Source organism: Salinicoccus jeotgali, assembly GCF_055379195.1.
The window spans coordinates 854764-867861 of sequence record NZ_AP043830.1; the positions used below are offsets into that span (position 1 = coordinate 854764).

General features: G+C 45.2%; 13 protein-coding genes. 12 read left to right on the forward strand and 1 reads right to left on the reverse strand.

The features are described 5' to 3' along the window. Positions 1 to 43: 43 nt before the first annotated feature. Genes rimP through ACZ43I_RS04345 form a run of 8 tightly spaced genes read left to right on the forward strand, consistent with a single transcriptional unit; the run spans position 44 to position 6552 of the window. Positions 44 to 511, forward strand: coding sequence for a ribosome maturation factor RimP (rimP, locus tag ACZ43I_RS04310; protein ID WP_344701408.1), 468 nt, complete (start codon positions 44 to 46; stop codon positions 509 to 511). Positions 512 to 527: 16 nt separating this feature from the next. Further along, on the forward strand, positions 528 to 1580 hold the full coding sequence (gene nusA, locus ACZ43I_RS04315) for a transcription termination factor NusA (RefSeq protein ID WP_344701410.1): 1053 nt from the start codon (positions 528 to 530) through the stop codon (positions 1578 to 1580). 16 nt (positions 1581 to 1596) lie between these two features. After that, positions 1597 to 1881: an RNase P modulator RnpM gene (gene rnpM, locus ACZ43I_RS04320; RefSeq protein ID WP_344701411.1), complete on the forward strand. Its 285-nt coding sequence runs from the start codon at positions 1597 to 1599 to the stop codon at positions 1879 to 1881. Then, complete coding sequence (locus ACZ43I_RS04325; RefSeq protein WP_344701413.1) at positions 1878 to 2186, forward strand: L7Ae/L30e/S12e/Gadd45 family ribosomal protein; 309 nt, start codon at positions 1878 to 1880, stop codon at positions 2184 to 2186. Before rnpM ends, ACZ43I_RS04325 begins: the two co-directional genes overlap by 4 nt. 4 nt (positions 2187 to 2190) lie before the next feature. Further along, positions 2191 to 4305 (forward strand): translation initiation factor IF-2, encoded by a 2115-nt coding sequence (gene infB, locus ACZ43I_RS04330; protein ID WP_344701415.1) that lies wholly within the window; start codon positions 2191 to 2193, stop codon positions 4303 to 4305. Between the two features lie 6 nt (positions 4306 to 4311). After that, entirely contained in the window at positions 4312 to 4647 is a 336-nt protein-coding gene (rbfA, locus tag ACZ43I_RS04335) for a 30S ribosome-binding factor RbfA (protein WP_344701417.1), read from the forward strand. 49 nt (positions 4648 to 4696) lie between these two features. After that, the gene (truB, locus tag ACZ43I_RS04340; RefSeq protein WP_344701419.1) at positions 4697 to 5599 is read left to right on the forward strand and encodes a tRNA pseudouridine(55) synthase TruB; all 903 of its coding nucleotides are present in this window, start codon (positions 4697 to 4699) and stop codon (positions 5597 to 5599) included. 11 nt (positions 5600 to 5610) lie between these two features. After that, positions 5611 to 6552, forward strand: coding sequence for a bifunctional riboflavin kinase/FAD synthetase (locus ACZ43I_RS04345; protein ID WP_344701421.1), 942 nt, complete (start codon positions 5611 to 5613; stop codon positions 6550 to 6552). A gap of 96 nt (positions 6553 to 6648) precedes the next feature. Here the strand turns inward: ACZ43I_RS04345 and ACZ43I_RS04350 are convergent, their stop codons facing one another. Next, positions 6649 to 8364, reverse strand: coding sequence for an IS1634 family transposase (locus ACZ43I_RS04350; RefSeq protein WP_344701423.1), 1716 nt, complete (start codon positions 8362 to 8364; stop codon positions 6649 to 6651). Between the two features lie 271 nt (positions 8365 to 8635). Between ACZ43I_RS04350 and rpsO the strand changes: the two genes are divergently transcribed. The 4 genes from rpsO (at position 8636) to ACZ43I_RS04370 (ending at position 13086) form a co-directional block, all read left to right on the forward strand. Next, positions 8636 to 8905, forward strand: a complete 270-nt coding sequence (gene rpsO, locus ACZ43I_RS04355; RefSeq protein WP_344701425.1) for a 30S ribosomal protein S15 — start codon at positions 8636 to 8638, stop codon at positions 8903 to 8905. A 105-nt stretch (positions 8906 to 9010) separates the two neighbouring features. Then, complete coding sequence (pnp, locus tag ACZ43I_RS04360) at positions 9011 to 11122, forward strand: polyribonucleotide nucleotidyltransferase (protein WP_344701427.1); 2112 nt, start codon at positions 9011 to 9013, stop codon at positions 11120 to 11122. Positions 11123 to 11127: 5 nt separating this feature from the next. Further along, positions 11128 to 11385, forward strand: a complete 258-nt coding sequence (locus ACZ43I_RS04365; RefSeq protein WP_344701429.1) for a hypothetical protein — start codon at positions 11128 to 11130, stop codon at positions 11383 to 11385. Between the two features lie 18 nt (positions 11386 to 11403). Then, a complete protein-coding gene (locus tag ACZ43I_RS04370) occupies positions 11404 to 13086 on the forward strand; it encodes a ribonuclease J (RefSeq protein ID WP_344701431.1) in 1683 nt (560 codons plus the stop codon). Positions 13087 to 13098: the final 12 nt, after the last annotated feature.

The window sequence follows — 13098 nt, forward strand, 5'->3', positions numbered from 1 at the left end:
GCTAGCCCGTTCTTCTCTTAGTTTTGAAGGAGGGGAATGGGCAGTGAATCGCACTGAAAAGAATGTCTTGGAACATGCTCGACCAGTGGTTGTGGAGATGGGGTACAAACTCATTGAAGTGGAGTATGTCAAAGAAGGGAAAGACTACTTTCTGAGACTCTATCTTGATAAGAAAGGCGGCATCACCCTTGAGGATTGCGCCCAGGTGAGTGAAGTTTTGAGCGAGAAACTTGATGAATGGGAAATCATCCAAGGGGGATATTTCCTTGATGTCTCGTCACCAGGTGCAGAGCGCCCGATCGAGGATGACGAAGATCTGGAAATGACGCTGGAGCAGGGCATCTATGTAAAGACCTACCAGCAGATTGATGGGGAGAAGGAATGGACTGGAATATTGAAGGCCTATGATCCTACTTCCGTAACGATAGAATATAAAGTTAAAACACGTAAGAAAACAGTGACGATAGATCGAAGCAAAATCGCAACAATTCGAAAAGCGGTAATATTATGATTGGAGGCGCTTATTAGTGAACCAGGAGTTATTGAATGCGATAGACTACCTCGAGAAGGAAAAAAGCATTCCAAGGGAAGTGCTTGTAGAAACCATCGAGGCAGCTCTTTTGACAGCATATAAAAAGAATTACTCCCAGCATAAGAATGTTAAAGTCGACCTGAATATGGATAACGGTACATATATAGTGGTATCCAGAAAAGATGTAGTGGAGGAGGTTGAAGACCCGACTGGGGAAATCGACCTTGAAACAGCCCGCACCGTTAATCCGGCATATGAAGTCGGTGATCCGTATGATGAGGACGTCACGCCGAAGGATTTCAATAGAGTGGGCGCCCAAGCCGCCAAGCAGGCGGTCATGCAACGCCTGCGGGATGCTGAACGCGGCATCCTCTATAATGAATTCATCGATAAGGAAGATGAAGTCTTAACGGGTCTGATCGACCGTGTGGATCATCGTTTCGTCCACATCCAGTTGGGCAGGACTGATGCAGTTTTAAGTGAATCCGAAAGGATGCCGAATGAGACCTATCGTCCAAACGACAGGATTAAAGTCTACGTGAATAAAGTCGAACAGACTACTAAGGGTCCACAGATCTTCGTTTCACGGACACACCCGAACCTCCTTAAACGGCTGTTTGAAAAAGAAGTGCCAGAAATTTACGATGGCACAGTCGAGATTACCAGTGTAGCCAGGGAAGCTGGCGAACGGTCCAAAATAAGCGTTTATGCGAAGAATCCGGATGTCGATGCTGTAGGTTCATGTGTAGGCGCCCGGGGTGCACGTGTCGAAGCGATCGTCAATGAACTTTCAGGCGAAAAAATCGATATCGTCCTATGGGATGAAGACCCGAAAGTCTTCGTCAAAAATGCGCTCAGCCCTTCGCAGGTGATTGATGTAGTGGTTGATGAAGCGAACCAATCCACGATGGTCATCGTACCGGACAATCAACTTTCCCTGGCAATAGGCAAGCGTGGACAAAACGCACGTCTTGCAGCTAAACTGACAGGATGGAAGATCGATATCAAAAGTGAATCAGATGCCAGTGAAGAGGGCATCCTAGAATAGATGACGGGTGATTGTTATGAAAAGGAAAATACCTCTTAGAAAATGTATCCTGACCAATGAAATGCATCCTAAAAAAGAGTTGCTACGGATTGTTTCCACTAAAGAAGGCGAAGTGTTCGTCGATCCGGGTGGTAAAAAGAATGGCCGTGGCAGTTATGTAGTGAAAAACCTTGAGGCTGTCGAAAAGGCCAGGGAAAAAGAAGTGCTGGAAAACAGACTGGGCTTTGACAAGGAAACGCTTGCCCCAATCTATGATGAAATCATCCGGCTCATCTATAGGGAGGATATCCCTAAACGATGACGGACAGGTTATTGAATATGCTGGGTTTGGCAAAACGAGCCGGGAAACTGACGGCAGGCGAGGAAAAGACGCTGGAAAACATCCGTTCCAAAAAAGCGGAAGTGGTCTTTCTGGCTGCCGATGCCGGCGCAAACACAAGGAAAAAGATCCACGATAAGTGCAGGACATATGATATACCGCTGATCGATCATTACACCAATGAGTCCTTGAGCAACGCAACAGGTGCAGCCAACAGAGTTGTACTTTCAGTGACAGATCCAGGCTTCGGCAGAAAGATGTTGGAGCTTAAAGAGAAAGGAAAGTGATTCAATGAGTAAAATCAGAATTTACGAATACGCGAAGGCGCATGGAGTCGCAAGTAAAGTAATAATCGAATTCCTCCAAGCAAGAGGAATTGAAGTGAATAGCCATATGAAATCTCTTGAAGATAATGAAGTGGAAGTGCTCGATAAAGAATTTGGCAAAGCAAAAGGTACAGAAACCAAAAAAGCCGAAGAGCCTAAAAAGGATGCAAAAGCATCTACACAGAAAAAAGAGCAGGGCAACAGAAATAAGCCACGTGAAAACAAACCGAATCAAAGGCAACAGAGGAATAGGGCACCCGGTATACATGGGGGTAAAAGGCGTAAACAGAATAAGCCAACAGCTAAGCAACCTGAGCCTAAGAAAGAGCTGCCTAAAGAATTCAAGTACCAAGAAGGCATCACTGTCGGTGAACTTGCGGAGAAAATCGGTGTAGACGCATCTAAAATTGTAAAAGACCTCTTCATGGTCGGTGTTGTGACAAACATCAATCAGGCCTTGGATAATGAATCCGTTGAGCTGATAGCAAGTGAACATGGATTCACTGCCGAATTGGAAGTAGTCGTAGACAATACAGATCTTGAAAATTATTTCGATCTTGAAGGCGAAGAGTTGAATGAGGAGCGCCCAAGTGTCGTTACGATAATGGGCCACGTCGACCACGGTAAAACGACACTGCTCGACTCCATCCGCCACACTAAAGTGACAGCCGGAGAAGCTGGAGGCATCACTCAGCATATCGGTGCATACCAGATTGAGTCAGGCGGTAAGAAAATAACGTTCCTCGACACTCCTGGCCACGCAGCATTTACAACCATGCGTGCACGTGGTGCTCAAGTCACAGACATCACAATTCTTGTCGTAGCAGCTGATGATGGCGTCATGCCCCAGACAATTGAAGCCATCAACCATGCTAAAGCAGCTGAAGTGCCGATCATCGTGGCAGTCAATAAAGTCGATAAGCCAACGGCCAACCCGGACCGTGTCATGACAGAACTTGGTGAATATGGCCTCTATCCGGAAGATTGGGGCGGTGACACAATTTTCGTACCACTATCCGCCCTAAGCGGTGATGGCATCGAAGATCTTCTTGAAATGATTACTCTAGTCGGAGAAGTATCCGAGCTTAAGACAACAAGTGACCGTCCAGCCATCGGCACTGTAATCGAAGCTGAACTGGACAAGTCAAGAGGCCCTGCGGCTTCCCTATTGGTCCAGCACGGGACACTCAAAGTCGGTGATTCACTTGTCGTCGGCAGCACTTTCGGTAAAGTCAGAGCCATGGTTGATGACCTCGGCCGGCGCATCCAGGAAGCGGGTCCTTCGACACCTGTTGAAATCACTGGACTCAACGACGTGCCGGAGGCTGGCGACCGCTTTGTAGTCTTCAAAGACGACAAGACGGCGCGCAGCATCGGAGAGGCGCGCAGTGAAGAGAAGGTCATGAATGATCGCGAACAGACTTCAAAAGTAAGCCTTGAAAACCTGTTCGAACAGATGAAAGAAGGGGAGATGAAAGATCTCAACCTCATCATTAAAGGAGATGTGCAAGGTTCCGTTGAAGCACTGAGCGCTTCATTGATGAAAATTGATGTCGAAGGTGTCAATGTCCGTATCATCCATACAGGGGTTGGGGCAATCAATGAATCTGATGTCACCTTGGCTTCAGCTTCAAACGCCATCATCATCGGCTTCAATGTGCGCCCTGATGTCAATGCCAAGAAAGCGGCAGACCAGGAAAAAGTAGACCTCAGATTGCACCGTGTCATATACAGTGTCATTGAAGAAATCGAAACTGCGATGAAAGGTCTGCTCGACCCGATCTTTGAAGAAAAAGTAATCGGCAACGTCGAAGTCCGTCAAACCTTCAAAGTGTCCAAAGTGGGTACGATCGCAGGATCATACGTCACTGACGGTAAAATCACCCGCGATTCAGGTGTAAGAGTCATCAGAGAGGGTATAGTGGTCCATGAAGGCGAATTGGATACCCTCAAGCGTTATAAAGATGATGCCAAGGAAGTGACTGCAGGTTACGAATGCGGCATTACGATCAAGAATTTCAACGACCTTAAAGAGGGAGACCAGATCGAACCTTATATCATGGTTGAAATTGAAAGGTGATAACTTATGTCTAACAGACAAGAGCGAGTGGCTGAAGAAGTCAAGAAAGTCGTGAGCGAAGCGCTCCGGACGAAGGTTGCTGACCCGGATATAGGGATGGTGACGGTGACAGATGTTGAACTGACCAAAGAGATGGAAGTTGCGACTGTATACTTCACCTCACTCAACGATGACCGGGAAGCAGTACAGGCTGCACTCGGCCGAGCCAAAGGCCTGATCCGTTCGGAAGTGGCTAAGGAAATACCCATACGGAAGGCTCCTGAACTGGAGTTCAAGTATGATACTTCCATCGAGTATGGCAGCAAGATAGATGCACTGCTTAATGAAATAAAAGACAAATAAAACCTGGGGCCCCCCAGGTTTTTATTTATATACGGAGGTCTATACAACAATGCATGGTGTAATCCCGGTAAATAAGGACAAAGGACTGACCAGCCATGATGTGGTGATGCGTATGCGCAGAATCCTCGGCATGAAGAAAGTAGGACATACAGGGACGCTCGACCCTGAAGTGACTGGAGTGTTGCCCATCGTCGTCGGTGAGGGCACAAAACTGACTGAATACTTGCAGACAAAGAAAAAAAGCTACCGTGCGCGTGTGACTTTGGGCTATTCGACAGATACTGAAGATCAGACGGGACAGGTGGAGAACCGCAACGTGACTGACGGCATTACTGATGCAATGATCGATGAAGCGATAGTGACTTTCCAAGGAGATTATACGCAACGGGTGCCCAGGTATGCATCTGTCAAAATAAACGGAAAGAAACTGTATGAGTATGCACGTCAAGGCATAGAAGTGGAAAGGCCGTTAAGGACCGTCAGCATCTTTCAGATTTCACGTATAGGAACTATCGAGAGGGATAGTGGTCTCATCCACTTCGATATTGATGTAACGTGTTCGAAGGGGACCTATATACGTACATTGGCAGTAGACATTGGGAGAAGTCTCGAAACAGCGGCCCATATGTCTGCTCTGATCAGAACGGAATCATGCGGTATCACTTTGAATCAATCTGCAACCCTAGAGGAATTGAAGTCAGGGGATGCCGCAGCACATCTCATTCCAATCCGGAAGTTGATAGAAGAATTGCCGACTGTAGATATAGAAGATGAAAATTTCCTGAAAAAAATCCTGAATGGGCAAAAGGTGTATAAATCTGCTATTATGGAAATGGTAGAAGACAGGACTGACAAGGTTGTCTTCAGAAATGAAGGCAAAGTTATCGGCATCTACCATGACCATCCTGAAAAACAGGAAATGATGAAACCCTACAAAATGTTCAATTTATAAGAGGCGATGTAATGGAAACTATAAGATTGCACCATCCACAGGAAAAAGAAAATATGAATTTGCCGGCATCTGCTGCAGCTATCGGCTTTTTTGATGGGCTTCATAGAGGCCATCAGGATGTACTCGGCACGATGATCGCCAAAGCAGAAGAAAATGGTCTTAAGAAGGCCGTCATAACGTTCGACCCCCACCCATCGGTAGTATTGAATCCGAAAAAAAGACGGACGACCTATCTGACCCCGCTTGATGTCAAATTGGAGATGCTTGAGGATATGGGCGTGGATTATTGCTTTGTCATCAATTTTTCGAGCGCACTTGCGGGATTGTCCCCAGACACTTTCGTATTCCAGTACATAATCGACATGAATATCAAGGAAGTCATTGCAGGTTTCGATTTCACTTATGGTAGGTATGGTGCAGGAAACATCAGCACCCTATCTGAGTACGGGGCGTTCCATACGACAGGTGTTGAAAAACTGGCTGTCGATGGCGAAAAGATATCGACCACAAAGATCAGAAAAGATCTGCTTACGCATGAACTTGAAAGTGCCAATCATGCTTTAGGCCGTCCCTATGAGGTCAGAGGTGTAATCGTGCAAGGAGAGAAGAGGGGACGGACCATTGGCTTCCCGACTGCGAACATTGAGCCGGAGTACCGCTATCACCTACCTGCTAAAGGTGTGTACGCCGTGACGTTCAGGCTCGATAATGAGGAAACTGTATACAAGGGCGTCTGCAATGTAGGTGTCAAACCGACTTTCCACGATAACCTCGAGCGGGTGAGTGTAGAGGTGCACCTTTTTGATTTCGACCGCAGCGTCTACGGGGAAAATGCCACTGTACACTGGCATCATTTCATAAGAGAGGAAAGGAAATTCTCCGGAATCGATGAGCTCACTGATCATATATCCAGAGATAAACAAAAAGCGATTAAGCTGCTTGAAAACCTATAGCATTTAACGTATAATCTCATCTTTGACAGTGAAAACCGCCATGAGCACTGTGATTTCAGTGTTTATGGCGGTTTTAAATGACTCGAAAAAAGCGTACTATTTTGCTTTTTTGGTTTGTTTAAAAATTTTTTTCATATTTTTTTGAGTGACGATTTCCAAGTCAGTTCGGAAGCCGAATGCATCATGCAAAGCATCTGTAATTGTGGTTCGAGTATAGGCAGGTATGTATCCTTCGCCATCTAATTCTCGCATATTCATATTCCTCAAAGTACTGATTAATTCATGACATGTAAATCTTTCATCTAATTTTTTCTCTAAAATGCGATACATTAATAAAGATAGAAAACAAGTCAAAAAATGGACTTTTATGCGCGTTTCACGCTGTAAGTAAACGGGACGCGCCTGGAATTCACTTTTTAATATACGGAATGTCTCCTCAATCTCCCATCTCCTATAATTAATCTTGATGATCTCCTCCACAGAGGATTCCAGATTAGTACATACCGCGTAAAATCCATCATACATAGACTCCTCATCAATTTGAGCTTGATTCAGGGTTGCCTGTGTTTTGTCTGCTATTTCGCCATCATCTGTGACGTGTTTTGATTCAATGAAGCGCTTTGGATCATTTTGATTTGTTTTATTCAATGAACTTGGATGTTCCATTTTTTTCTTTGCGCGTTCTACCTGCTTTTCCCGAATTGATGACTGATACCTTTGATAAACAGGGGAGTATGTGACCATTAATTTCTGCTCTAATCCATTTTCTTTGATCCAGCGCTCTTTATAATACGTTTTCGTATCATTTTTGAGATGACGGATATCCTCTAAATTGATTTTTTTATGGCTTCCTGGTGTGCGCCAACCTTTGGGATCCAACGCCCATTCTTTCAAAAATTTCTTCAGCTTTTTAACCGATTGCGTGGTGACAAAGGCGCGTTTTCCTTTCGTATTATAGATTCGATTTTGATTGGATGAGAGACCGGCATCTGTACATACAATAAATTTAGAAAGGTCAAAGTCTTTTAAAATACGCCGTTCCAAAGGTTTCAGGGTAGTTTGTTCATTTCTATTTCCAGGTGTCATACTCAAAGCCAGCGGCAGTCCGGATCCATCCATGAACAGTCCCATTTGAACCAGAGGATTGGGTCGATTTTCTTTGGAACCCCCATATTGTTTGATCCCGTCTGCTTCCTCGATTTCAAAGAAAAAATTGGTGCAGTCATAATATAAAACTTGTGTGTTTCGATCCACCACTTGGCGGCTATTTTTATAGACCATTTCTTCGATGAAATCCGATTGTTCCGCAAGTATTTCAAGTGCCCGATAAATCTGATGGGATTGAAAATGCACTGGTTCAAGTAAGTCTTTCGCATGTTCAAATGTCCCTTTTTTAGAAGTCGGATGTAGAATACGTAAATACAAAAGACGTGATAGTATCTCATTGAGATCATATTCAAATTTATATTTTTGAGCGATTGTCTGACAGATTTTATCGAGTTTTAATTCGTAATACAGAGATTGTAAAAAAAGGTACCCCGAATGGAATAGTGTTTGTTTATTTAATTTGATTTGCTTGGTTGGACTATATTTGGCAATCACTTTATAGCTACTTTCTTTTTCTTCCTGCGTTAATTTTTTGGCGTATTCTTTTGCCCAGGTATAGGGATCAACATGAGGATGTTTTTCTAAAATGGCTTCATCGTTGCCTAAAGCTTCCACGATTTTTGAAGTTTTCTTTCCATTACGATACACATCCTTGATAACAGAATAAGACGTTGACCCTTTGGAAACACTTTTTTTAATGCGCACAAATATTCCTCCTTATACTGTTCCGATAGCTCTATTATACATTGGTACGAAATAGTACGCAATAATTTAAAGTGACATTTGACAAAAAAATAAAGCCACCAAAGGCTTTAAAGGCAATTTCTGCTTATGTAAGTGTCAAACTCCCGCGATTAAGCTGCTTGAAAACCTATAGCATTTAACGTATAATGAGCCAAGTGCCCTAATCTTGGCAGAGTGCAACTCCGGCATCTGCTCGGATAGCGGTGAACAATAAAAAAAGGAGGCGTTTTTAATGGCTATATCACAAGAACGCAAAAATGAACTGATACAAGAATACCGTACACACGAATCCGACACAGGATCTCCAGAAGTACAGATTGCAGTATTGACTGCTGAAATCACAACACTGAACGAACACCTGCGCATCCACAAGAAGGACCACCACTCAAGAAGAGGTCTTCTTAAAATGGTCGGCCGCAGGAAACATTTGCTGAACTACCTGCGTAAAAAAGACATACAGAGATACCGTGAACTCATCAAAAGACTCGGTCTCCGTCGCTAATAACAGCTTGAGCATATCCTTTGGATATGCTTTTTTTTATGTATATTCTCCATTAAAAGTGATATGATTGGATTAAGTAGCCTTACTAAGGAGAGAAGACAAATTATGACAGAAACAACGAAGAAAGTGTATGAAACAGAGTGGGGGGGACGCAAGCTGACAGTCGAATACGGCGAGCTTGCCAAACAAGCCAATGGTGCAGTGCTCATACGGTACGGCGAGACGGTCGTGCTTACCACCGCCACTGCTTCCAAGGAACCGAAAGATCTTCCTTTTTTCCCGCTGACAGTCGCATATGAGGAAAAGCTGTATGCTGCGGGTAAAATTCCTGGCGGATTCAACAAGCGTGAAGGTCGTCCAAGTGAGGAAGCGACACTCACAAGCCGCCTGATCGACCGTCCGATCAGACCGCTCTTCCCAGAAGGGTATAGGCATGACCTGCAAGTCATGTCCATAGTCCTCTCGGTAGACCCGGATGCTTCTCCTCAAATGGCGGCGATGCTTGGGTCATCCCTTGCACTTGGAGTCAGTGATATCCCCTTCAAGGGTCCTATAGCCGGAGTGACGATCGGCCGGATCGACGGGGAATTTATCATCAATCCATCGGTGGAGGAGCTTGATCGTTCTGACATCGACCTTCAAGTTGCCGGCACTAAGCATGCTGTCAACATGGTCGAAGCAGGCGCACGTGAAGTGTCTGAAGAGACGATGCTGAAAGCAATTATGTTCGGCCATGAAAGCATCAAGAAATTGGTCGCTTTCCAAGAAGAGATATTAGCGGAACTGGACATAGAGAAAACACCCTTTGAAGTACCGGAGCCGGACTTTGACCTGCAAAGCGACATGGAGGAGAAAGCGAAAACGATGGGTCTCTATGAAGCAATTCAGGATCCAGACAAAAAAGAGCGTGATGCGGCGATAAAAGCTGCCAAAGAGCGCATCCTAGAAACGCTGGATGAATCTGCCGAAGATTATGAAATCATTTACAAAGAAGCGGCTTCTATAGTAGAAACGCTCCTGAAGGATGAAGTGAGACGTCTCATCACAGAAGAGAAAATACGACCTGACGGCCGGCAACCATCTGAAATCCGTTCACTGGATTCACAGGCTGGCTTGCTGCCTCGTGCACACGGCTCAGGCTTATTCACCCGCGGCCAAACTCAAGCTTTATCCATATGTACGCTTGGCGCCCTTCGAGAACATCAGATTATAGATGGGCTCGGGGTCGACGAAAACAAACGTTTTATGCACCATTATAACTTCCCGAACTTCTCAGTAGGCGAAACTGGACCGATCAGAGGACCAGGTCGCCGCGAAATCGGTCATGGTGCACTTGGTGAACGTGCCCTTTATCAAGTGATACCGGATGAATCCGATTTTCCATACACAATCAGACTAGTGTCTGAAGTGCTGGAGTCCAACGGTTCAAGCTCACAGGCGTCAATCTGTGGCTCGACGCTTGCTCTGATGGATGCGGGTGTGCCTATAAAGGCGCCTGTGGCCGGCATTGCGATGGGGCTCGTCAAAAAGGACGATAACTACACAATCCTATCGGATATCCAGGGCATGGAAGATGCCCTTGGGGATATGGACTTCAAGGTTGCAGGTACAGAAAATGGCATTACAGCCATCCAAATGGACATTAAAATTGATGGACTGGATGAAGATATCCTGAGTGAGGCATTGGAGCAGGCAAGAGCAGGCCGTGCCGAAATTCTGGACAACATGCTTGCAACGTTAAGCGAACCACGTCAGGAGTTGAGCAAGTATGCTCCAAAAGTTGAAGTCATGCATATCAAGCCGGATAAGATCCGTGATGTGATCGGGCCAGGTGGTAAAAAAATCAATGAAATAATTGATGAAACCGGCGTCAAACTCGATATTGAGCAGGACGGAACGGTGCTGATCGGACATAGCGACCCTGAGATGATAGAGCGGACTAAAGAAATCATCAGAGAACTGACACGCGTTGCAGAAGTCGGTGAAGTCTACATGGGCGAAGTGAAACGCATTGAAAAGTTTGGGGCTTTTGTCGAACTGTTCAAAGGCAAAGATGCGCTTGTCCATATTTCACAGCTTGATACCAAACGCGTCGGCAAAGTGGAGGATGTCGTTAAGATGGGCGACAAATTCCTTGTGAAAGTAACGGAAATCGATAAACAGGGCCGCGTCAACGCGTCCCGCAAGGCACTGCTCGAAGATAACAAAGGAGAGTAACCGAATTGATTTTTAATAAAGTAGATATAAATGATTTGGAACATGAAGCCACCGGTCAACTGAGGATTAAAGATGACGATGGGGTGAAGATCATATTTACAGATCTGGCACTTGGCAACAAGCTTAGGGAGTTCCATACCAAAGATAAGCCAATCGACCATCTCATTCTGAAAAACAGCGATGAAACGCGCTATGATACAAAGAACGTAAAAGTATCCCATATCACAATAGATGGGAAGTTCTACCATGCCACATTCAAGTAGGCTATAGGAGGAAATATTTTGAACGGAGCTAAACAAGAAGCGAACACGGAAGCTAAAGTGAAAATCATACCACTCGGCGGTGTCGGTGAGATAGCCAAAAATATGTACGTCGTTGAAGTTGATGACGAAATGTTCATACTCGATGCAGGGTTGATGTTTCCGGAAGATGAAATGCTCGGTGTAGACATCGTCATTCCGGATATCACCTATGTACAAGAGAACAAACATAAGCTGAAAGGAATCTTCCTATCCCATGGGCACGAAGATTCCATCGGCGCAATACCGTATATCGTCGGGTCTTTAAACGCCCCAATTTATGGTTCCAAGTTAACCTTGGCGCTTGTAAAAGATCGTCTGAGGGCTAAAGGCGTCAATAAGAAAATCAAGTTCCATACGATAAACAGCCAATCACGCATGAAATTCAAAAATGCGGAAATGGTGTTTTTCGAAACAAGCCACAGCATCCCGGATTCATATGGGGTCAGTATAGAGACTAAATACGGTTCAATCGTCTATACTGGAGAATTCAAATTCGATCAGAGTTTGACGGGGGATTACAGCTACAATATGGGTAAGATGTACGATATTGCGAAAAAAGATGTGCTCGCTCTGATCAGTGATTCTACGGAAGCGGAAAAACGCGGCTATAACACACCAGAAAATGTGATTGAAGAACACATACTGGATGGATTTGCACGTGCACGAGGCAGAATCATCGTCTCCTGCTATGCTTCAAACTTTGTCCGTATACAACAAGTGCTGACGAATGCCGCAAAAAACCGCCGCAAGGTCTCTTTCCTCGGCCGCACATTGGAAAATTCCTTCAAGGTGGCCCGGAATCTTGGTTACTTCGATATCCCTGAAGGTCTTCTCGTGCCAAGCCATGAGATAGAAGACTACCCGGATAACGAAGTGGTCATCATCGCAACCGGTTCCCAAGGTGAACCGATTGAGGCATTGGGTACGATGTCCCGTGGCCAGCATGAAGTGACTAACATAAAAGAAGGGGATATCGTCTATATACTGACGACACCATCTTCCAATATGGAAGTGGTGCTGTACAGTACGATGAACGAACTGGTGAAGGCTGGTGCTGAAATAGCCACCCCGGAACAGAACATCCACGCTTCTGGCCATGGCTTGAGCGAAGAGCTGAAGATGATGCTTAATGTCATGAAACCGAAGCATTTCATCCCGGTCCAAGGTGAGTTCAAAATGCAGATTGCCCATGCAAAACTCGCCGCTGAAACCGGTGTCGCACCAGAGAATATATTCCTTCTCGAAAAAGGTGATGTCGTCAGCTACGACGGTAAACAGATGATCAGTGCGAATAAGGTGACTGCCGGCAATGTATTGATTGATGGCAGTGGCGTCGGCGATGTGGGTAACATTGTACTTCGTGATCGACGACTTTTAAGTGAAGATGGCATCTTCATAGCCGTAGTGACGATAGATCCCAAAAAACGGCAGATCATGGCCGGTCCGGAGATCCAATCCAGAGGCTTCGTCTACGTGAAGGAAAGTGAAGATCTTCTTAAGGAAGCGGAAGAACGCGTCCATAAGATCGTCTTGGATGCCCTTGATGAGAAGAAGATTGAGTGGAGTACATTAAAACAGAGCATACGAGATGATCTCGGTAAGCATCTGTATGATAGTACAAAACGCCGTCCGATGATCATCCCGATAATATCTGAAATATAAACCATCAATGAG

Bases quoted from the DNA above. Each gene is read 5' to 3' on its own strand.
- ACZ43I_RS04325 (WP_344701413.1), top strand. From the start codon at position 1,878: ATGACGGACAGGTTATTGAATATGCTGGGTTTGGCAAAACGAGCCGGG.
- rbfA (WP_344701417.1), top strand. From the start codon at position 4,312: ATGTCTAACAGACAAGAGCGAGTGGCTGAAGAAGTCAAGAAAGTCGTG.
- rnpM (WP_344701411.1), top strand. From the start codon at position 1,597: ATGAAAAGGAAAATACCTCTTAGAAAATGTATCCTGACCAATGAAATG.
- infB (WP_344701415.1), top strand. From the start codon at position 2,191: ATGAGTAAAATCAGAATTTACGAATACGCGAAGGCGCATGGAGTCGCA.
- ACZ43I_RS04345 (WP_344701421.1), top strand. From the start codon at position 5,611: ATGGAAACTATAAGATTGCACCATCCACAGGAAAAAGAAAATATGAAT.
- pnp (WP_344701427.1), top strand. From the start codon at position 9,011: ATGACAGAAACAACGAAGAAAGTGTATGAAACAGAGTGGGGGGGACGC.
- rpsO (WP_344701425.1), top strand. From the start codon at position 8,636: ATGGCTATATCACAAGAACGCAAAAATGAACTGATACAAGAATACCGT.
- truB (WP_344701419.1), top strand. From the start codon at position 4,697: ATGCATGGTGTAATCCCGGTAAATAAGGACAAAGGACTGACCAGCCAT.